This window comes from Streptomyces sp. NBC_01717 (assembly GCF_036248255.1).
Taxonomy (GTDB): Bacteria; Actinomycetota; Actinomycetes; order Streptomycetales; family Streptomycetaceae; genus Streptomyces.
On the sequence record NZ_CP109178.1, the window covers coordinates 5669755 to 5690926 of the forward strand.

Consider the following 21172-nt stretch of genomic DNA (forward strand, 5'->3'; position numbering starts at 1 on the left):
CGCCCGTGTCCCTCATTCGCGGTAACGTGGCGGCCGAATAACGCCGCCTCCTGGGGTGCGAACCCCCGGCGCCCCGAGGACCCCCCGAGGACCACATGTCTGCCGCGCAGTGCCCCGCCGTCTCCGTGATCATGCCGGTGCTCAATGAGGAACGCCATCTCAGGAACTCCGTCCGGCACATCCTCGAGCAGGAGTACGCCGGCGAGATGGAGGTCGTGATCGCGCTCGGCCCGTCCACGGACCGTACGGACGAGATCGCCGCCGAGCTCGTACGCGAGGACTCCCGGGTACACACGGTGCCGAACCCGACCGGCCGCACCCCGGCAGCGCTCAACGCCGCGATAAAGGCCTCCTCGCACCCCATCGTGGTGCGGGTCGACGGCCACGGCATGCTCTCGCCGAACTACATCGCGACCGCCGTCCGCCTCCTGGAGGAGACCGGTGCGCAGAACGTCGGCGGCATCATGCACGCCGAGGGCGAGAACGCCTGGGAGGACGCCGTCGCCGCGGCCATGACGTCGAGGATCGGCGTCGGCAACGCGGCCTTCCACACCGGCGGCCAGGCGGGCCCGGCCGAGACCGTCTACCTGGGGGTCTTCCGCCGCGAGGCGCTGGAGAAGGCGGACGGCTACAACGTGGAGTTCATCCGCGCCCAGGACTGGGAGCTGAACTTCCGGATCCGCGAGGCGGGCGGGCTGATCTGGTTCTCGCCGGAGCTGAAGGTGCAGTACCGGCCGCGTCCCTCGGTGAAGGCCCTCGCCAAGCAGTACAAGGACTACGGCCGCTGGCGCCACGTCGTCGCCCGCTACCACGCCGGTTCGATCAACCTGCGTTACCTGGCCCCGCCGACCGCCGTCTGCGCGATCGCGGCGGGCATCGTCGTCGGCGCGGCCGTCACCCCGTGGGCCTTCGTCGTCCCGGCCGGTTACGCCGCGGCCATAGTCGCCGGGTCCCTCCTGGCGGGCAAGGGCCTGCCGCTGAAGGCACGGGTGCAGATCCCGGTGGCGCTGGCCACCATGCACATGTCCTGGGGCTACGGCTTCCTGACCAGCCCGCGCTCGCTGGCGAAGCGGGTCATCGCCAGCCGCCGCCCGGCCGTCACCGTGTAGGTGTCGACACTGTGGGGGCCTTCCGATGTGCCGGAAGGCCCCCACAGTGCGTTGTGCCCGGTTCGGAGCTACCAGCCGAAGCCCGGCTGGACGTCCATGCAGGCCGTCTCGTCGTCGCCGTTCAGAGCCCGTGCGCTCTTCGGAGTCTTCTCCTCGGCGCTGGGGGCGGGATAGGGCCCGCTCTTGCGCCAGTCGGCCCCCACGGTCAGCGTGATGCCCGAGACGGCGGTCGACTTCTTCACCGCCGTCAGCGGGATGCCGAGCGCCTTGGCCACGGCCTGCGCGTTGCCCTCCACGTCCTCGCTCGGGAAGAGCACCCCGGTCCGCGCCGCCGCGTCGGTGTTCTGCACGTCGACCGTGGCCTGGGCGAAACCCTTCCCGGTCAGCAGCTTCTTGACGGCCGAGGCGCGGCCCTCGGCCGGGTACTCGGTGTCGGTACGGGTCCCGTTGCGGACGCTGACCGGAATCTCGGCGACGGGCGACGTGGGCTCCTTGGCGGCCGGAGCCTTGCGCTTGGATGCCTTGCCATCGAGGGGGATGTCATCGCGGACCATCTGGAACAGCTGGTCCGCGTCGACGGGCTTGGGGAGCACCCGGCCGCTGTTCGCACCCGTTCCGTAGACGTTCGGCATCGTCGTCATCGTGATGCGCTTGGTGGGCACCTTCTTGAGCTCGCCCGCGAGATCGTACAGCTTCTTGGGGCTGCCGAGGCCCTTGTCGCCCTTGTCGACCGTCAGCGCGTTGGTCGCGGCCTCGGCGAGGCCCGTCAGCTTGCCCGGGTCGGTGAGCTTGGTGCCCTTGCGCAGCTCACGGACCATCGAGTTCATGTACATGTGCTGGGCGTGGGTGCGGCCGAGGTCGGTGCCGTCCTCGAAGCCGTAGCGGGTCCGCAGCCACTGAAGGGCCTGCTTGCCCTTGACCTTCGTGGTGCCCTCCTCCAGCTTCAGCCCGGAGCCCTTGCCGTCGCGCGTGTGGGAGTAGACGTTGCCCTTGACACAGACCGGGACGCCGCCGATCGCGTCGGCCATCGAGACCACACCGGCGAAGTCGATCATCATGAAGTGGTCGATGGTGATGCCGGTGAGTTCGTACCAGGTGGCCACGGTGCATCCGGGACCGCCGCGGCCGAGCGTCTCGTTGGTCATCGCCAGGCCCGTGGTTGCGGGGTAGACGTGCTTCGTCTTCGAGTCGGTGCACTTCGGGATCTTCAGCAGTGTGTCGCGCGGCATGCTGATCACCGACATGTTGCTGCGGTCGGCGGAGAGATGGAGCAGCATCTGCACATCGGCCAGCGGCGGCGCCCCGAAGGTGTCCTTGGCCCCGCCGAGCTTCTGGTTCTCCTTGGAGTCCCGCGCGTCCGAGCCGATGAGCAGGATGTTCATCGGGGTCTGACCGGCGGCGTTGGCCTTGTGCTCGGTCATCTTATTGTCGCCGAGTGTCAGGTCCGCCTTCTTGATGTTCCCGCTGAGGTGCTGGTAGTAGAGGTATCCGGCGCCGGCGCCGCCGAGTATGACCACGGCGAGAATCCAGGCGACCCAGCGCAGTACGCGGCGCTTCCCGCGTCGGCCGCGCCGGTGCGACTGCCCGCGGCGGCTCCCGCCGTGGCCCGGACGGTCCCGGTCCCCGGCGCCGCCGCTGTTCTGCCGGCCGCCCCGTCCGCTGTCGTGCCCGTCGTCGGAGCCGGCGGACGGGCCGTCGTCGTACAGGCCGTCGTCCCAGCCGAGTTGTCCGGCATGCCGGACGCGTGGTCGCGTTCCCTCCCCGGGTGTGCTGCTCCGTCCCACCAGGCCCCCCCCTGCTGCTCAGACTCGCGTTATCGCGCAGTGACCTGGTGTCACTTGGCGCACTCTGCCTTGTCGGCGCTGGCCTTCGGAATGTCGATCTTCGCCGGCCCGGTGAGGGGAGTGCCCGCTCCCTTGAAGTCCGCGCCCAGCGTCAGGACCATCGCTTGCAGCCCCTCGGCATCCTTGGTGCCCTTCTTCATGGCGGATCCGGGCAGCCCCATCATCTCGGCGAGGGCGCGGGCCTGGTCCGCCTGGTTCGGTGCATAGGTCAGCGTCGTCTTGGCGATCTTCGCCGGGGCGTTGGCCTTGTTCGTGGACTTGAGGACGCCCTTTTCGTTCTGCAGCCAGGTGACGGTCTGCTGAGCCCCGCCGGGGATCTCACCGCCGTTGTAGACATCGACGCGTACGTCGGCCGCAGCGGCCTTGGTGCCCTTGAGGAGTGCGTCCTGCTTGCTCTTGGCTGCCTTCTTCTGCGCCGCCACCTCGGTCAGCGAGGTGTCCTCCTGCATCATCGAGAACAGCTGAGGCGCCTTCACCGGGTCCACGACCACCGTGACGGGCGTGGGCTCCTCCGGGTTGTCGATCACGGGCAGCGTGACGAACGTGATGTTCTTCGTGTCGATCTTGGTGAGTTCCTTGGCGAGCGAGGTCAGCTTCGGCACCGAGCCGATCGCCTTGTCGACCGTCAGGGCCTTCGTTGCCGCGTCCGCCAGCTTGAACAGTTTCGTCGGGCTGGTCAGCGTGTCGTCCGACTTCATCTGCCGGATCATCGAGCCGATGAACTGCTGCTGGACCTTGATCCGGTCCAGGTCGCTCTCATTGCCGAAGCTGTGCCGGGTCCGTACGAAGGCCAGCGCGTCCTCGCCCTGGATCGTGCTCTCGCCCTCCGGGAGTTTCAGGTGGGATTTTGGGTCATTGACCGCGTGGGCGAGGCAGACCTTGACGCCGCCGACCGCCGTGGACAGCTCCTTGACCGCGTTGAAGTCGACCATCATGAAGTGGTCGACCTTCAGCCCGGTGAGCTCCTTGACGGTTTCCATCGCGCAGCCCGGGTCGCGGCCGTCCTGGCCGAGGCTGACGTTGAACCGGGTGTGCTCGGTACCCTGAATGACCTTGTCCGAGCCGTCCGGCTGCCTGGTCTTGCAGTCCGGGATGTCGGTGATGAGGTCGCGGGGGATGCTCAGCGCCGTGGCGTTGGTCCGGTCCTTGGACACGTGGAACAGGATGTTCGTGTCGGCGTGGCCGGTACTGCCCTTGTCGCCGTAGCCCTCGTTGCCCTTGCCGGTGCGCTTGTCCGTACCGATGACCAATATGTTGAGGGGCGCGTTGGCGGTGATGACGTCCTTGTTGCCGGCGTCGCCGATGTCCACGGAGTTCAGGTTGCCGTTGAAGTGCTGGTACAGCGCGTACCCGCCCACCGACAGGCCGACCAGCACGAAGGCCATCACGCCGCCCGTCCAGAGCAGCGCCTTCTTGCGGCGCGCCTTCGGCTGCCTGCGCTTGCGCCGGCCCGCGGAGTCGGGACCGGAACCCTCCGGGCCGCGCGGGCCATTGGCACGGCGACCACGCTGCTCGGGCACCGGCCCCCGGCCCTCACCGTTCCGTCCACCGCTTCTGCGCTCGCCGCCGCCCTCATGCGCCGTGCCTCTGCGCCCGGAACCACGCGGACCCGGCGCACTCGGCGTGCGGTATGAATCCGCTCCGGATTGGGTCAGTCGCAATTCGTAATCGCCGGTCTGCGGGTTGAGTACCCACTGGTCTGCGGGGTCGATTTCGTCCGCCCGCCCACGGCTTTGCGCATCCACGGTTGTTTGAATCCTCCGTCGGTGCCACGCGAGGCGCCATCCCCCGAGAGGCGCTCGATCTTTCGCTCCAGCAGTGCGCGACCTGACGGCCGGAAGCACCGGATCGCGTCACACTATCCGCCCGGTTCGGTGTCAAGCGACGGGCGTGACGCATTCCACGGCCCTTACAACCGGTCATACTGCCCATTACGCTCCGATTGTCGATGCCTCTTTGGGAATTGCTTTACTGCTCGCACAGGTCGGTGGCCGCATTGCTGCCTGAATAGGTGGGTGTGGGCGTCGGACTCGTGGAGTCCGCGCTGTCCGAATTCGTGCCCTTTTTGCGTTTCAGTTCATCCGCCGGGACCACTGCGACAGGGTCGTCGTCGCGTAGCCGCTTGAAGAGCTTGTTGGCCTCGGGTTGGACAAGTTCGTCCCGGTTCGGGTCGGCGGCATACGGCTGTCGAGGAACTGTCAGGAATTGCACCTTTTTGGTCGGTACGCTGCGCATGCCGCGTACCAGCTCGTACAGGTCCTTCAGGCTGTCCAGGCCCGGGTCCGTGGTCAGCGACTTGGTGGCCGCGTCCAGCACCGGATAGAGCCGGGTCGGGTTGAGCAGGACACCGTTGCTCTGCACCTTGTTCACCAGCGCGCCGAGGAATCGCTGCTGGCGTTCCATCCGGTCGGTGTCGCTGCCGTTGCCGATGGACTTGCGGGCCCGTACGTACCCCAGCGCCTCTTCGCCGTCGAGCTTCTGGCGCCCCGCGCGGAGCTTCAGGTGCGCGTCCGAGTCGTCGATCGGCTCCTTGAGGCAGATCTCGACGCCGTGCACCGCGTCGACCATGTCCTTGAAGCCGTTGAAGTCGACGACCATGTGGTGGTCGATGCGAATGCCCGTCATCCGCTCGACCGTGCGGATCGTGCAGGCGGTGCCGCCGAATTGGAAGGCCCAGTTGAATTGGGCGAATTGTTTCCTGGTGGGCTTTCCGTCCGCTTGGTGGCAGCTGGGGATTTCTGTCATCAGGTCGCGCGGGATGGACATGGCCGTGGCGCTCTTCCGGTCCGCGGCCAGGTGCAGCAGGATCGTGGTGTCGGAGCGCTGGCTGCTGCCGTAGGAACGGCCGTACTTGCGGTTGTCGCCGGTGCGGCTGTCGGAACCGATGAGCAGGATGTTCTCCGCGTCGTGCACGACGGACACGGGGCGTTCCTTCTCGTACACCCGCAGTTCGGCGGCCGCGGACGTGTCGGTCCTGATGTTGCTGTCGAGCTTCCTGTACAGCCACCAGCCGCCGCCCGCGGCGACCAGGACGAAGAGCGACGTGGCGAGCGCAGCCCAACGCAGCCAGCGATGCCTGCGCTTGGCGGGGACGTCCGGGCCGAGTGGCTCCTCGGAGCCGCCTTCGCCTTCCGGGCCGTCCTGAGAGCTGCCGTCGCCCCGAGACCTGCCCTCGCCCTGAGACTCGTCCCTGTCCTGCGACTCGTCGTTGTGCCCGTCCTGGTCCGCGGCCGAGCGGTCGGGGTCGGCCGGCGTGCCGGCGCTTTCGGTCACGTCTGCGTCCATCCTTCACGTTCGGCGGCGCGCTGGGCCGCCGGTCGCAGGAGTAGACGGCTGAACCTCACGCTTGGTTGTGCCCAGAAATTCGTCTTGACCGGGCCGGGCCCCGCGAGCCCGGCCCGGTCAAGACGGAAGACCCCAGGGCCCGAGTGGTCTGTACCGCCGATGATGTACCGGAGTTGATGCGCAGGCCCGGGGGCTCGGCCCGCTGTGGGCCGGACGAGTGGCCGTCAGGGGGCTTGTCACACCGAGGTGTTGGTGACCCGCTCGCTCTCGACGCGCTTGGCGAGTCCGTCCTCGTCCAGCTGTCCCAGATGCCGGCACAGGACAACGGAGCCGCCGGCGGCCAGCGGGGCGAAGAGCCCGGCGCTGAGCCCGTCCCAGCTGTCGTACGTGCGCCCCGTCAGCAGCCGCGATCCGGGCGTCAGTCCCAGCTCCACGGCGTCCTCGCGGGCGCGCGCGACCAGTTGCGCCGCCGTCAGCCCGAGCCCGCCGACGGTCAGCGCGGGCGCGTCCGGGTCCACCGGCGCGTACGGTGCGAACCGGTCGCCCTGGCTCGGCACCTCCACGGCATAGTCCGCGAACCCCTCGGGAGTCTGCGGGAACCGGCCGCCCAGCGGGCGCAGGGCCAGAGCGATCCGTTCGCCGCGGCAGGCGCGTGCGGCGTCCAGCGTGTCCGGACCGGTGACGACGAGGTCGGCGCCGGCGGGGTCGCCCTGCACATCGGCGACGACGCCGACCGAGGAACAGGCGAGCAGCCAGACCGCGGACTGCCAGTGCGCGGGGAGCAGGAGGGCGAGCCGGTCGCCGGGTTCCGCGGCCAGGTCGCCCTGCAGCAGGTTGGCGGTCTTGGCCACCCAATTGGCGAAGGTGGCCACCGACAGTTCGACCCGTTCTCCGGTGGCGTCGTCGTAGAAAGTGACCATGGGGCGGGCCGGGTCCGCGGCGAGCGCGGAACGCAGCAGGTCGGCAGGGGTGCGGTCGCTGGCGTTCATCCGCGCAAGGGTACGCGGCGGTGTCGGGCGGGGCCGGATGCCACAGGCATCGGGTACACCGGTTCGGCAGACGGCTCGTCAATTGTCCGGAGATACCCAGGTAGCCGTCGTTGTCGCATTGTGGTCAATATCATTCGTATGCGTGCGTTCATCACATCTGCCATTGGTGTCACTTGTTCGGCAGCCCTTGTGCTGCCGAACGCCGCGCCCGCGGGCGCCGCCCCCGACACCTCCGCCACCGCAGCGACCGAGGCCGCCGATCCCGCCGAAGTGTCCGGGTCGACGCAGTCCCTGCCGCTGTCGCCACTGCCCGACGCGTCCACGCGGGCGACCGACGCCCCCAGCGGGACCGCCGAGGCCAACGCCGTACAAGGTCTGCCTCGACGCGACGTCCACCCCTTCTCACTGGTCGGCGTCGTCTGGGACGACGCCGACGTCGAACTCCACGGCGCCGTCGAGGTCCGCACCCGCGCCATCGGCTCCGACCGTTGGTCCGACTGGCAGGACCTGGAGACCCACAATGCCGAGCACGCCGCCGACCCCGGGAGCGCCGAGCGCGACTCCGGGACCGTCCGCGGCTCCACCGCCCCGCTCTGGGTCGGCAACTGCGACGGCGTCGAGGTCCGGGTCATCCCGGAGGCGCCCGACGGTCACGACCGGGCCCGCGTACCACTGCCCGAAGGCCTGCGGCTCGAACTCGTAGACCCTGGCGAGGACCCGCAGCAGTCGCCCGTGGCCGACACCGACGAAGGCGACTTCGAAGCCGCGGGTGCCGAGTTCGCGGACCTCGCGTCCGGCAGCGGCGGCCGCCTCGTCACATCCCTCCAGGCGTCCCTTCAGGGATCCGTCCGGACTTCCCTCCAGGCATCCGGCCGAGGCCGCGTCCTGCCCGCATTGAGCAAGGCGCAGACCGAGGCGGCGGCAGGTGTCGCGCCGGGCAGCAAGCCGTATATCGGTCCCCGCCCGACCATCATCACCCGCAAGGGCTGGGGAGCCGACGAGAAGCTCCGCGAGAAGTCCTTCGCTTACACGAAGAGCGTCAAGGCCGCTTTCATCCACCACAGCGCCACGGGCAACAAGTACACGTGCTCCCAGGCGCCGTCGGTCCTTCGCGGTATCTACCGCTACCACGTCAAGAGCAGTGGCTGGCGCGACATCGGCTACAACTTCGCCGTCGACAAGTGCGGAAACATCTACGAAGGACGTGCCGGGGGCGTGACGAAGGCGGTCCAGGGGGCGCACACTCTCGGTTTCAACACCGACAGCATGGGCATTGCCGTGCTCGGCACCTTCACCACGTCCGACCCGCCCGCCGCCGCGGTGAACGCCATCGCGAAGCTCACCGCTTGGAAACTCGGCCTGTTCGGCGCCAACCCGAGCTCCAAGGCCACCCTCGTGTCGGGCGGCGGAAACCGGTTCAAGAAGGGAACAAAGGTCAAACTCAACGTCATCTCCGGACATCGGGACGGCTTCGCAACCGAATGCCCTGGAACCCGTCTCTACAAGAAGCTCGGCTCTGCCCGGACCAGCTCTGCCCACCTGCAAGGCCGCTGACGGCCCGTGCGGCTCCGGCGGGAGCGCCGGGTCGACGGCCGGGCCGCCGACCGGGGGAGATCCGACCGGTCTGCTTACACTGGCCAGCCGAAACGAGGCCCGGCCCCAGCAGGAAGCAGAGACAGTGCTGTGACAGAGGCAAAAGAAGCGATTCTCCTGGTCGGTGGCAAAGGCACTCGACTGCGCCCGCTCACGGTGCACACTCCGAAGCCGATGGTTCCGGCGGCCGGCGTCCCGTTCCTGACGCACCAGCTGGCGCGGGCGAGGGCCGCCGGGGTCGAGCACATCGTCCTCGCCACGTCGTACCTGGCGGAGGTCTTCGAGCCGCACTTCGGCGACGGTTCGTCACTCGGCCTCCACATCGAGTACGTCACCGAAAGCGAACCGCTCGGCACCGGCGGAGCCATCCGCAATGTGGCGTCCCGCCTCGTCTCCGGACCGGACGAACCCGTCCTCATCTTCAACGGCGACATCCTCACCGGCCTCGACATCCGGGCGCTGGTCACCTCGCACGCCACGTCCGGGGCGGACGTCTCGCTCCACCTCACCCGGGTCGAGGATCCGCGCGCCTTCGGTCTCGTACCGACGGACGACACCGGCAGGGTCACCGCGTTCCTGGAGAAGCCGCAGACGCGCGAGGAGATCGTCACCGACCAGATCAACGCGGGGGCGTACATCTTCCGCCGGTCGATCATCGACACCATCCCGGCCGACCGTCCGGTCTCCGTGGAGCGCGAGACCTTCCCTGGACTGCTCGCCTCCGGTGCGCATCTCCAGGGCATGGTCGACTCCACCTACTGGCTGGACCTCGGCACCCCGCAGGCGTTCGTCCGCGGCTCCGCCGACCTGGTCCTCGGCCGCGCCCCGTCCCCGGCCGTCCCCGGGCGGTGCGGCGACCGGCTCGTCCTGCCGACGGCCTCCGTCGCGGCCGACGCCAAACTCAGCGGCGGTACGGTCATCGGCGAAGGCGCCCTGATCGGCGCGGGCGCCCGGATCGACGGCTCCGCGGTGCTGGCCGGCGCGGTCGTCGAACCCGGCGCCGTGATCACGGACTCCCTGGTCGGAGCCGGTGCCAGGATAGGCAGCCGTACGGTGCTGGCGGGCGCGGTCGTCGGCGACGGCGCGCAGGTCGGCGCCGACAACGAACTGCGCGACGGCGTACGCATCTGGTGCGGGGCGACTCTGCCCGACGCGTCCGTGCGCTTCTCGTCCGACGAATGACGGGCCCCAGCGGCGCGTACGCTCAATAGGTATCCCCGACGACCGAGGACCTCACCCGTGGCAGGACGATTCGCCCCCCGCAGCGCCCCGAGCAGGTCCGTCCCGCGCCAGGCCGCGGCGGACGAGGCGCCGGGGGCATTGCACCGACCGGAGACACAGCAGGCACCCGGGGCACAGCAGGCAGCCGAGGCACTGACCCGGGAGTGGACCCCACCCGGCCCGCTCGACCTGCGCCTCGTCCTCGCCCCACTGCGCCGCGGCCCCGCCGATCCGACGTTCCGTATCGACCGGGACGGCTCGGTCTGGCGTGCCACCCGCACCCCGGCCGGCCCCGGCGCGCTGCACCTCACCGACCGGGGCGACCGGATCGGGGCGACGGCCTGGGGTCCCGGCGCCTCATGGCTCCTGGACCAGCTCCCGACCCTGCTCGGTGCGGAGGACGAACCGGAGGCGTTCCGTCCCCGCCACCGTCTGGTCGCCGCGGCACAGCACCGCCGCCCCGGACTGCGGCTGCTGCGCACCGGTCTGGTGCTGGAGTCGCTGATCCCGTCGATCCTGGAACAGAAGGTGACCACCGACGAGGCCTACCGCGCCTGGCGCCTTCTGGTCCGGACCTACGGCACCCCGGCTCCCGGCCCTGCGGCCACCCTGTTCACCACGCACGGCCTGCATGTGATGCCGGACCCGCGCACCTGGTCGCTGATCCCGTCCTGGGAATGGCACCGCGCGGGAGTGGACGCCAAACGATCGGCCACGATCCTGCGCGCGGTACGCGTGGCCCGACGGCTGGAGGAGGCGGCGACGATGCCCCTCCCGGAGGCCACCGCCCGGCTCGAACTGATCCCCGGCATCGGCCCCTGGACCTCCGCGGAAACGCTTCAACGAGCCAACGGCGCCGCCGACGCGGTCACGGTGGGCGACCTCCATCTCCCCGGCATCATCGGCCACGCCCTGGCAGGCAACAGGAACGCCGACGACGAGGAAATGCTGACCCTGCTCGCCCCCTACGAGGGCCAACGTCATCGGGCCGCCCGCCTGATCCTGCTCTCGGGCCACACCCCGGCGCGCCGAGCCCCCCGCATGACAAGGGGCGACATCGCCCGCCTGTAGGCCCGCGGCCTCAAGCACAGCCGGCAAAATCAAGCCCGTCCGGCGATTGAGGACGCACCGCGGCCGGAGGTCGCGAAACCGGGGTCCCGGGGCCGCCCCCGGTCTCGGGAAGGGGCGGGTCGGGGAGAGAAGCCACCCCGCACCCCTCACCGCACCGCGACGAACGCCGCCACATCCCGTTCCCCGCGGTCCCGCGGCACCCCCGCAGCCCGCCCCACGGCCACCGCTCCCAACGGATCCCACTCCGCCGGCAGATCCAGCACCTCGCGCACCACATCCCGGCAGAACATCGTCGACGACACCCACGCCGACCCGAGTTGCTCACCCGCCAGTGCCACCAGGAAGTTTTGGACGCCCGCCCCCGCCGCGACCACGAACATCTCGCGCTCCGCCGTATCCCGCCGCGCGTCCCCGTACGTGTGGGAGCCGTCCATCACCATGCACGGAACGACCAGATACGGCGCCCGGCGCAGCACGTCGCCCCGCCGTACCCGCTTGGCGATCGACTCCTCGCTCTTGCCGTCCCGCCGCAGGTCCGCGATCCACGCATCCCGCATCGCGTCGAGCAGCCGCGTCCGCGACTCCTCGGACTCCAGGAGTACGAACCGCCACGGCGTCGTGTGATGCGGCGCCGGAGCCGTCACCGCGGCGGCCACGGCGCGGCGCACCGCCCCCGGGTCCACGGGCTCGCCCGTGAACTCCCGCACCGTGCGCCGCAGGGTCACCGCTTCCCGTACCGCCTCGGACGTCCCGAGCCGGAACATGTCATCGGCCGCGACCCGCACCAGCGCCCGAGCTCCCGGCTCGACACCATCGGCGTCGCCACCGGCACCGCGCCCGGACACCTCCGCCCCGCCCCCCGTGTCCACGGCATGCGAAAGCCCTCGCACCACCGCGACCGGCAGCCCCTCGGCCTTGCCCTTGACCAGGTCACCGGCCGAGGCCAGCTCATCGGCGGTGGCCACGACGGTCGCGCTCAGCGGGTTGCCGTACGCGTCCGTCCCGCCCCGCAGATCGTCCAGCACCCGCACCCCGGCCGCCCCGATCGCGACATCGGTCAGTCCGTTGCGCCACGGCCGCCCGAAGGTGTCCGTGACGACGACCCCGACCTCGACGCCGAGCGTGTCCCGCAGCCCGTCCCGGATCGTCCGGGCCGACGCGTCCGGATCCTCGGGCAGCAGCAGCACCGTCCCGGCGGGGGTGTTCGAGGCATCGACCCCGGCAGCGGCCATGACGAGCCCCTGCCGGTTCTCGACGATCCGCAGCGTGCCGCGGCGCGCCACCACCCGTACCGTCTCGGCGTCGATCGCCGCCTCCCGGTCCGCCGCCTCGACGATCCGGCCCTCCGCCTTGGAAACGATCTTCGAGGTGACGAGGAGGATGTCGCCGTCCACCAGCCCCGGTTCGGTGGCGGCGATCAGCTTCGCGAGGTCGTCCCCGGCCCGCACCTCCGGCATCCCGGGCAGCGCCCACACCCGGTACGCGGGTGCCTCGCGGGAGGCCGCGTCGCCGCTCACGCCCGTACCTCCTCGGCCAGGGCCAGCGCCTGACGCGCCATCTCGGCGGTCACGTCCACGTCCGTCATCATCAGCGGCACGGCGCGGCAGCGGATGCCCGCTGCCTCCACGTCCTCGACCGCCCCGGCGTCCACCGTGTCGACGAGCCAGCCGTCGAGCAGTCCGGAACCGTAGTGCTTGGCGACGGCCGCGGCCGTCGACTCGACGCCCACCGCGGCGAGCACCTTGTCCGCCATGCCCCGCACCGGCGCGTCCCCGACGATGGGGGAGAGGCCGACGACCGGCACCCCGGCCTCGGCGATGGCCTCCCGGATCCCGGGCACGGCGAGGATGGTCCCCACCGACACGACAGGGTTGGACGGCGGGAAGAGGATGACGTCGGCCTCGGCGATGGCCTCGAGCACACCGGGCGCCGGCTTGGCCTGCTCCGCGCCGACCGGCACGATCGCACGGGCCTCCACGGAGGCACGCAGCTTCACCCAGTACTCCTGGAAGTGGATCGCCCGGTTCTCGCCGTCCACCTCGATCGCGACATGCGTCTCGACCCGGTCGTCGGACATCGGCAGCAGCCGGACTCCCGGCTTCCAGCGTGAGCAGAGTGCCTCGGTTACGGCGCTGAGCGGGTAGCCCGCGCCCAGCATCTGCGTACGGACGATGTGTGTCGCGAAGTCACGGTCGCCGAGCCCGAACCACTCGGGCCCCACGCCGTACGCCGCGAGTTCCTCCTTGACGTGGAAGCTCTCGTCGGTACGCCCCCAGCCCTGCTCCTCGTTGATGCCACCGCCGAGCGTGTACATCACGGTGTCGAGGTCGGGGCAGACCTTCAGCCCGAACAGATGGATGTCGTCACCGGTATTGCCGATCACCGTGATGTCCGCGTCGGGCGCGGCCTGCTTGAGGCCACGCAGAAAACGAGCACCACCGATACCACCGGCCAGAACCACAATGCGCATGCACAACAGTCTGTCAGGCGAAGCCTGATCGTTGGTGGGGTGGTGGTGGGCGACGGGTGGGCTGTCAGGCGAAGCCTGATCGTTGGTGGGGTGGTGGTGGGCGACGGGTGGGCTGTCGGGCGAAGCCTGATCGTTGGTGGGGTGGTGGTGGGCGACGGGTGGGCTGTCAGGCGGGTACGACGTCGGCGGCCGTCGGGGCGCACTGCGCCGCGTGCATCGGCATCTCGGTCAGACCCGGGTAGTAGATGTGCAGGCTGACGGCCGGTTCGAGGGAGTCGTTGACCACTTCGTGGACATATCCGGGCGCGAAGACGCGCTGCGCGCCGGAGTCCAGCGACCGGCTGCCGCGCTCGGTGCGCTCGGTCAACTCGCCTTCCAGAACGGTCAGTACGCCAGAGGACGGTCCGTGGTCGTGCATCCCGCTGCCTTGGCCGGGGACCCAGCTGAGCAGCCACACCTCGTAGCCGAGTGGGGTCTCCCCTGCTTGAGCAGAGCCGAGAGCTTGGGGAACTGTGCGGAGCGGGTGGTACCAGCGGGTGGTCGCGTCGTACCGGACGAGCGGTGCCCACTGCTCACGGTCGGCGGCGATGGTGCGGGCGAGTCCGACGAACTCGGCCACCGTGGACGGGTGCTTGCGCGCGGGCTGGAGGAGGTGCTGAACCTCGAGGATGTCGCCGGCGATCTGAAGGTCGCTGTCGCTGTTCATGGGTGCGGTGGTTCCTCGGCAAGGGAGTGCGGGCAGAGGTCGGACGCAGATGCGGGGGTGTCGCGTGGACCGGAGGCCGTGGGAACCGGGCGGCCGCCCGGCCGGGGGAGCGGCTTGGCGGAGCGGAACCGGAGAGGCCGGGGTCCGAGGGTGGGCCGTGACTAGCTGGAGCGCGAGGGCTTCGACAGCGGGGACGGCATCAACAGCTGAGACAGCTGGAACAGCAACAGCGAGCCTGGACAGCGGTACGGAACCCACGGACGTGGGTGGTGCGCATCGCTGAGTTTGCTGGCATGGCATCAAGGAGAACCGAGCAAAGCTCCCACTGTCAACTCAATGCCCGATTTGGCGGCAATGTTTCACCTCATCCGGTTACTCCAGCCGGAGAAAGGTTTGTGCAGTCGTTGTAACGGAGATGTGGCGCAACAACCGCGCTCCTAAACGTCACGGCGACCTCGTGACCCGACTGTGATCTTGATCGCTTCGGTGATCAAATCGAAACATGACCGTCCTCCTGGGCGTCTCACTCTGTGACAACAGGGGCGTGGTGGAGCCTGTGGCATATGTCAGGTTTTTGGTTATTTGCACACTTTCTGCATAGGCTTGGTTCCGCAGAGTGAATACCGGGCCCAATAGCAGATCTCCGCTTGACTGGCCCGGATCCACACACTTGTAATTTCACTCGTGTCGTTCGGCCGATTCGATAACGGCTGCATCACGGGGACGCAAGAGACAGACGAGGGGCGCACATGACCGAGCTGTTCCAGCAACTGCTGGTCGAGGACGCGGACGAGGAGCTCGGCTGGCAGGAGCGCGCACTGTGCGCCCAGACCGATCCCGAGTCCTTCTTCCCCGAGAAGGGTGGATCGACCCGCGAGGCAAAGAAGGTGTGCCTCGCCTGTGAAGTCCGGTCCGAATGCCTTGAGTACGCCCTTTCCAATGATGAACGTTTCGGTATCTGGGGCGGCCTTTCCGAGCGGGAACGGCGACGGCTCAAGAAGGCCGCGGTCTGAGGTCCGACCGCGAAGCGAACAAGCCCGCAAAACCGACGAAGCCGCGAAGCCGCGACGTACGTCCACGAAGCCGCGACGCCAGTGAAGCCGCGACGCCCACGAATCCCACAGTGCAACCGGCCGCCGGACCGGATCCGCCGGAGCCGCACAGCCACCGGAGCGCCATCGGCCATCTCCGGACCGCCCTCTTCACACCGCCCGCACAACGCTGCGGCCCCCGACCGCCATGGCCCGTCGCCTGCACCCTGCCCGCAGGCGGCGGGCCATTGCCATGTCCGCGGACCGTCGTACGGCCGGTCCGCCGCCGTCCTCGTTCAACCGCTCCGCGCCACCCCGGTTATCCGTACCGTTAGTGTGGGGCTCCGTCCGAGACGCGCCAACGCCCCGACGGAGCGCGCGTGTACACCGATGCAGCCCCCGGGGGACGTCCCCCGGACCCGGCCGGAGGGCCCGTACCTCGATGTCCGTGCACAGCCAATCGACGGCGCCGTACGCGGCCGCCGCCGCCCCAGAGTTCCCCCGGCATGTCGTCACCGCCGTGCTCGTCTCCCATGACGGCGCACGCTGGCTGCCCGATGTGCTCGCCGGGCTGCTCGGGCAGGAACGCCCCGTACAGCACGTCGTCGCCGCCGACACCGGCAGCGCCGACGACTCCGCGCGGCTGGTCACCGACGCGCTCGGTGCCGAGCGCGTCCTGCACCTCGCACGCCGTACGAGTTTCGGCACGGCCGTCGACGAGGCGGTACGCACGGCCGGTGAACTCACCCCGGACGACCTGCCGTATCTGAAGCGTCCCAGCGGCTGGGACCCGGTCACCAGAAGCTGGCGCGACGACGCGTACGACCTGCCCGAACTGCCGCACGGCGAACCGGTGCAGTGGCTGTGGCTGCTCCACGACGACTGCGCGCCCGAGCCCGACGCGCTCGCCGAGCTGCTCCGCGTCGTCGACACCGACCCGCACGCCGCGATCGTCGGCCCCAAGCTCCGCGGCTGGTACGACCGCAAGCAGCTCCTGGAAGTCGGCGTCTCCATCGCCAACAGCGGGCGCCGCTGGACCGGGCTCGACCGGCGTGAACAGGACCAGGGCCAGCACGACCAGGTCCGTACCGTGCTGTCCGTTTCCTCCGCCGGCATGCTGATCCGTCGTGACCTCTGGGAGGAGCTCGGCGGGTTCGACCGCAGACTCCCGCTGATGCGTGACGACGTCGACCTCTGCTGGCGCGCGCACGCCGCCGGGTACCGGGTGCTCGTCGCCCCCGACGCCATCCTGCGGCATGCCGAGGCCTCTGCCAGGGAACGCCGGCCCATCGATTGCGCGGGCCGCTTCGTCGCCTCCCCGCACCGCGTCGACAAGGCCGGTGCCGTCTACGCGATGCTCGTCAACGCCCGCGGCAAGATGCTGCCGTGGGTGCTGCTCAGGCTCGTCCTCGGCACCCTGGTGCGCACCCTCGCCTATCTCGTCGGCAAGGTCCCCGGCCAGGCACTCGACGAGGTCGCCGGACTCTTCGGCACTCTGCTGCGACCCGGCAGGATCTTCGCGGCCCGGCGCAGACGCGGCAAGGGAGTGGTGGACGCGGCCGAACTGCGCGGGCTGTTCCCGCCGCCCGGTGCGACCGTCCGCGCCACCTTCGAACAGGTCGCCGGAAACTTCGGCAGCGGGTCAGACACCGACTCGGGCGGCTCACGGCACGGCGCCGTCGAGTCGGGACCGGGCGGTGACGACGCCGACTTCCTGGAGATCGAGCAGTTCGCACGGCTCAAGCGGATCGGCCGCAAGCCCGGCCCGGTGCTCTTCGCCGTCCTGCTCCTCGTCTCGCTCATCGCCTGCCGCGGCCTCCTCGGCGGCGGGGCACTGGCGGGCGGTGCGCTGCTGCCCGCGCCCGCGGACGTCTCCGACCTGTGGGGGCGGTACGCGGACGGCTGGCACCCGGTCGGCACCGGTGGCACCCAGACCGCACCGCCCTACCTCGCCGTGGTCTCCGCCCTGTCCGCGCTGTTCCTCGGCTCGACCGGCTTCGCGCTCACTCTGCTGCTGGTCTGCTCGGTTCCGCTCGCCGGACTCACCGCGTACTTCGTCTCCCGCCCGCTGCTCGAATCGCGGCTGCTGCGGGCCTGGGCCAGCATCGCGTACGCCTTCCTGCCCGCCGCGACCGGCGCCCTCGCGACCGGCCGCCTCGGCACCGCAGTACTGGCGATCCTGCTGCCGCTCATCGCCCGCACCGCCGTCTCCGCGTACGGGATGCGCAGCAGCGGGGATGCCCGTGGCAGTTGGCGCGCCACCTGGGCGTACACCCTGCTCCTCACCCTGGCGATGGCCTTCACTCCTGTCGTCTGGCCGCTGGCCGTGGTCCTCGGCATCGGTGTCCTCGCTCTGCGCCGCCACGACGTCGCCGCGTACGGACTCCGCTTCCTCGCCACGATCGGCACCCCGCTGCTCGTCCTCGCGCCGTGGTCGCTGTCGCTGCTGGGCAACCCCTCGTCGTTCCTGAAGGAAGCGGGCCTGGAGTTCGGTACGGGCTCGGCCTCCGCACTCGATCTGCTCGGGATCAGCCCCGGTGGCCCGAATGCCGCGGGCGGGGTGCTGCTGCTCGGCATCGTGCTCGCGGCGCTGGCCGCGCTGCTCCGCGGGGAGCGGCAGTTCGCGGTGCGCGCCGCCTGGGCCGTCGCGCTCGTCGCCCTGGTCTTCGCCGGACTCACCAACGGCTCCGGCTGGGCCGGACCCGCCACCCTCGTCTACGGCATCGCGCTGATCGCCGCCGCGGTCGTCGGTGCGGATGGCGCACGGGTGCGTGTCGCGGAGCTCAGCTTCGGCTGGCGCCAGCCCGTCGCCGCGCTGATCGCCGCCGCCGCGGTACTGGCCCCCGTGGTGGCGGCCGTCGGCTGGATGGTCGGCGGCGCCGCGGGTCCGCTGGAGCGCCGGGACCCGGTTCAGGTGCCCGCGTTCGTCGCGGAGGAGAGCAGCACCCGTGACCAGCCGCGCACCCTGGTGCTCGGCGGAAGTTCGCCGGCCTCCGTCTCGTACACCCTGGTCCGCGGCTCCGGTGCGCGGCTGGGCGACGGCGAGCTGGCCGCGTCGGGCGGCGGCAACAGCCACCTCGACAAGGTCGTCGCCAACCTGGTCGCGGGCTCCGGCGCCGACCAGGGCAGCCAGCTCAGCGGGTTCGCGATCCGTTACGTACTCGTACGGGACGGAGCACCGCGCGAGATGAGCCGGGTGCTCGACGCGACCCCGGGGCTGAGCCGGCTGAGCCAGCTGGACGGCAGCGCGCTGTGGCGCGTCGACCGGCAGATCGCCCGGATCATGATCGTTCCGTCCGGCGTCGGCGGTGAACAGCTGCCCGTCGGTTCACAGCCCGTCGAGGCACACTCCAAGATCCCGGCGGGCGGCTCCGGCCGGGTGCTGCGGATCGCCGACACGGCGGACTCCGGCTGGCACGCCACGCTCAACGGCCGGGCGCTGACCGGCAGGACCGTCGACGGCTGGGCGCAGGGCTTCGAGCTCCCCGCCGAGGGCGGCAGGCTGGATCTCACGCACGAGACGCCGCTCACACACACCGCATGGATCTGGGCTCAGGCCGCGCTCGGCGTGGTCCTGCTGGTCCTGGCCCTGCCGGGCCGCCGCCGGGAGATCGACGACGACCTGCCCGAGGAGTCCGCGACGGTTCCGGCCGAGCCGGTCGCGGGCGAGGGACGCCGGGCCCGCAGGCTGCGCGCGGCCGCGCAGGCGGAGGCGGCGGTCGAGGACGGCGACTACGACGCCGACGACTACGGCGACGGCGGGGAGCGGCCGGCGGAAGCGGCGGGTGAGTACATCCCCGCACCGCAGACGACCGACCCGTACGCGCAGCAGCCGGAAGGGATCGACGCCTACGGCCACGGGCAGCAGGCCCCGGATCCCTACGACCCGCAGGGCGACGGCCAGTACGTGCCGCAGGGCGAGGACGGCCGGTACGCGTCCGTTCCGCAGCAGCACCAGTACGGCGAGTGGGACGCGCAGCAGTACCAGGGCGGCGAGTACGCGCAGTACCAGGGCGAGCAGCAGCAGCCCGACGCCGATCCGTACCAGCAGGGCGCCGCCCAGGGGTACGACCCGTACGGCTACCCGCAGCAGCAGTACGACCAGGGCCAGTACGACCAGGGCCAGTACGACCCGAACCAGGGCGGCCAGTACGACCAGGGTCAGTACAGCCAGTACGAGCAGGGCCCGTACGACCCGCAGGCGCCGTACAGCGGGCAGGCCCCGTACGACCCGCAGCACCCCGACGAGAACCCCGCCCCGGCCCAGAACCCGTGGCCGACCGGCAACGCATCGCGAGGCGAGTCCGAGTGAAGTCCACCAACCTGTCCCTCATCGCGGGCACCGTAGCCCTCGCCGCCGTCACCGGCTTCGCCGCGCTCTCCGCGCCCGGTGACGCGGACGCCACGGGGGCGACGGCCGCCACGCGGCTGCCCGTGGAGCGGTCCAGCCTGCTCTGCCCGGCACCCGGCCTCTCGGAGCTCGCGGAGACGGCGTACTCGTCCTTCACCCCGGCGTCCGCGGGCGGCGGCGAGGCGGGGACCGCGGAACTGAAGCCCTCCGTGCCCACCAACGCGGACGCGGGCGACGGGACCACCGCCAAGAAGGACTCGAAGAAGAAGGCTGCGGACTCCGACAAGCCGGTCGTCTCCCTCAAGGAGCCCGGCAAACCGGCCACTGCCGACGCGTCCGGCTCCGACGCCCCCGCCCTGGTCGGCACCGCCACCGGCAAGCTGGCCCCCGGCTGGACCACCCAGCAGACCACCACGGTCAGCACGGGCGCCTCCCGCGGCCTGCTCGGGCTCAGCTGCACCGGACCCGACACGGACTTCTGGTTCCCGGCCGCCAGTACCGCGAAGTCCCGCGAGGACTACGTCCATCTCACCAACCCGGACGACACCGCCGCCGTCGCCGACATCGAGCTGTACGGGCCGGACGGCTCGCTCAAGTCCGATGTGGGCGAGGGCATCACGGTCCCCGCCAGGTCCAGCGTCCCGGTCCTGATCTCCACCCTGACCAGCGAGGCCGCCGACGATGTGACGATCCACGTCACCACCCGTACCGGACGCGTCGGAGCCGTCGTGCGGGCGGCGGACGGCGTGACGGGCAGCGACTGGCTCACCGCCTCCGTCGACCCGACGGGCACCCTGGTCCTCCCGGGCATCCCGGCGGACGCCACCTCCGTACGGCTGGTGGCCTTCGCCCCGGGCGAGGAGGACGCCGACCTGAAGCTGAAACTGCTGGGCAAGACCGGCGCGATCTCGCCTGCCGGGCACGAGGACCTGCACGTCAAGTCCAACATGACCGCGGGCGTCGACCTGAAGGACATCACCAGGGGTGAAGCGGGCTCCCTGCTGCTGACACCGGCGCAGAGCGGACGTGCCACCCCGGTGGTGGCCGCGCTGCGTGTGGTCCGCGGCAGCGGTGACAAGCAGGAGGTCGCGTACATCCCGGCGACCGGACCGGTCGGCGCGCAGGCCACGGTGGCCGGCAACCGGGCGAAGGGGTCGGTCCTCTCCCTCACCGCGCCGGGCGCCACCGGCACGGTGAAGGTCACGGCGTCCGCGGGCAGCGGAGGCGGCGAACGGACCGTCAAGACGTACACGGTGAAGGGCGGCACGACGCTCGCGGTCACCCCGCAGGTGCCGACCGGGCTCAAGGGAAGCTACGCGCTGACCGTGGAGACGGAGTCGGGCGGCCCGGTGCACGCCGCCCGCACCCTCACTCTTCCGGAGGACGGCATCCCGATGTTCACGGTGCAGACGCTGCCGGACGACGGCGGAACGGTCGAGGTACCGGCGGCGGAGCAGGACCTCTCGGTCCTGGACGACTGAGCAACCGGTACGGGGCGGCGC

Annotated in this window: 14 protein-coding genes; 7 read left to right on the forward strand and 7 right to left on the reverse strand. The window is 70.6% G+C overall.

The window, feature by feature from the left end; translation table 11 throughout:
* Positions 1–95 precede the first annotated feature (95 nt).
* A complete protein-coding gene (locus OHB49_RS25735) occupies positions 96–1109 on the forward strand; it encodes a glycosyltransferase family 2 protein (RefSeq protein WP_329163352.1) in 1014 nt (337 codons plus the stop codon).
* A 68-nt stretch (positions 1110–1177) separates the two neighbouring features.
* On the opposite strand, the gene OHB49_RS25740 is transcribed toward OHB49_RS25735, so the two are convergent.
* The 4 genes from OHB49_RS25740 to OHB49_RS25755 form a co-directional block, all read right to left on the reverse strand.
* Positions 1178–2893, reverse strand: coding sequence for an LCP family protein (locus OHB49_RS25740; protein WP_329163354.1), 1716 nt, complete (start codon positions 2891–2893; stop codon positions 1178–1180).
* 50 nt (positions 2894–2943) lie between these two features.
* Positions 2944–4698 (reverse strand): LCP family protein, encoded by a 1755-nt coding sequence (locus OHB49_RS25745; RefSeq protein ID WP_329163356.1) that lies wholly within the window; start codon positions 4696–4698, stop codon positions 2944–2946.
* Between the two features lie 223 nt (positions 4699–4921).
* On the reverse strand, positions 4922–6226 hold the full coding sequence (locus tag OHB49_RS25750; protein WP_443079561.1) for an LCP family glycopolymer transferase: 1305 nt from the start codon (positions 6224–6226) through the stop codon (positions 4922–4924).
* Between the two features lie 248 nt (positions 6227–6474).
* On the reverse strand, positions 6475–7227 hold the full coding sequence (locus OHB49_RS25755) for a TIGR03089 family protein (RefSeq protein ID WP_030977045.1): 753 nt from the start codon (positions 7225–7227) through the stop codon (positions 6475–6477).
* Positions 7228–7365: 138 nt separating this feature from the next.
* Between OHB49_RS25755 and OHB49_RS25760 the strand changes: the two genes are divergently transcribed.
* The 3 genes from OHB49_RS25760 to OHB49_RS25770 all read left to right on the forward strand — a co-directional run bounded on the left by OHB49_RS25760 (position 7366) and on the right by OHB49_RS25770 (position 11112).
* Positions 7366–8781: an N-acetylmuramoyl-L-alanine amidase gene (locus tag OHB49_RS25760; RefSeq protein ID WP_329163359.1), complete on the forward strand. Its 1416-nt coding sequence runs from the start codon at positions 7366–7368 to the stop codon at positions 8779–8781.
* Between the two features lie 129 nt (positions 8782–8910).
* Positions 8911–10002, forward strand: coding sequence for an NDP-sugar synthase (locus OHB49_RS25765; RefSeq protein ID WP_329163360.1), 1092 nt, complete (start codon positions 8911–8913; stop codon positions 10000–10002).
* Between the two features lie 57 nt (positions 10003–10059).
* Entirely contained in the window at positions 10060–11112 is a 1053-nt protein-coding gene (locus OHB49_RS25770) for a DNA-3-methyladenine glycosylase family protein (protein ID WP_329163362.1), read from the forward strand.
* 146 nt (positions 11113–11258) lie between these two features.
* Here the strand turns inward: OHB49_RS25770 and OHB49_RS25775 are convergent, their stop codons facing one another.
* From OHB49_RS25775 to OHB49_RS25785, 3 genes are all read right to left on the reverse strand, one after another.
* Entirely contained in the window at positions 11259–12629 is a 1371-nt protein-coding gene (locus tag OHB49_RS25775; protein ID WP_329163363.1) for a coenzyme F420-0:L-glutamate ligase, read from the reverse strand.
* Positions 12626–13582, reverse strand: coding sequence for a 2-phospho-L-lactate transferase (gene cofD, locus OHB49_RS25780; protein WP_329163365.1), 957 nt, complete (start codon positions 13580–13582; stop codon positions 12626–12628). Before cofD ends, OHB49_RS25775 begins: the two co-directional genes overlap by 4 nt.
* 166 nt (positions 13583–13748) lie before the next feature.
* The gene (locus OHB49_RS25785; protein WP_329163367.1) at positions 13749–14288 is read right to left on the reverse strand and encodes a cysteine dioxygenase; all 540 of its coding nucleotides are present in this window, start codon (positions 14286–14288) and stop codon (positions 13749–13751) included.
* A 749-nt stretch (positions 14289–15037) separates the two neighbouring features.
* Between OHB49_RS25785 and OHB49_RS25790 the strand changes: the two genes are divergently transcribed.
* The 3 genes from OHB49_RS25790 (at position 15038) to OHB49_RS25800 (ending at position 21151) form a co-directional block, all read left to right on the forward strand.
* On the forward strand, positions 15038–15301 hold the full coding sequence (locus OHB49_RS25790) for a WhiB family transcriptional regulator (RefSeq protein ID WP_030927001.1): 264 nt from the start codon (positions 15038–15040) through the stop codon (positions 15299–15301).
* Between the two features lie 460 nt (positions 15302–15761).
* Positions 15762–19631: a glycosyltransferase gene (locus tag OHB49_RS25795; protein WP_329163369.1), complete on the forward strand. Its 3870-nt coding sequence runs from the start codon at positions 15762–15764 to the stop codon at positions 19629–19631.
* The gene (locus tag OHB49_RS25800; RefSeq protein ID WP_329163371.1) at positions 19628–21151 is read left to right on the forward strand and encodes a DUF5719 family protein; all 1524 of its coding nucleotides are present in this window, start codon (positions 19628–19630) and stop codon (positions 21149–21151) included. The genes OHB49_RS25795 and OHB49_RS25800 overlap by 4 nt, the downstream gene beginning before the upstream one ends.
* Positions 21152–21172: the final 21 nt, after the last annotated feature.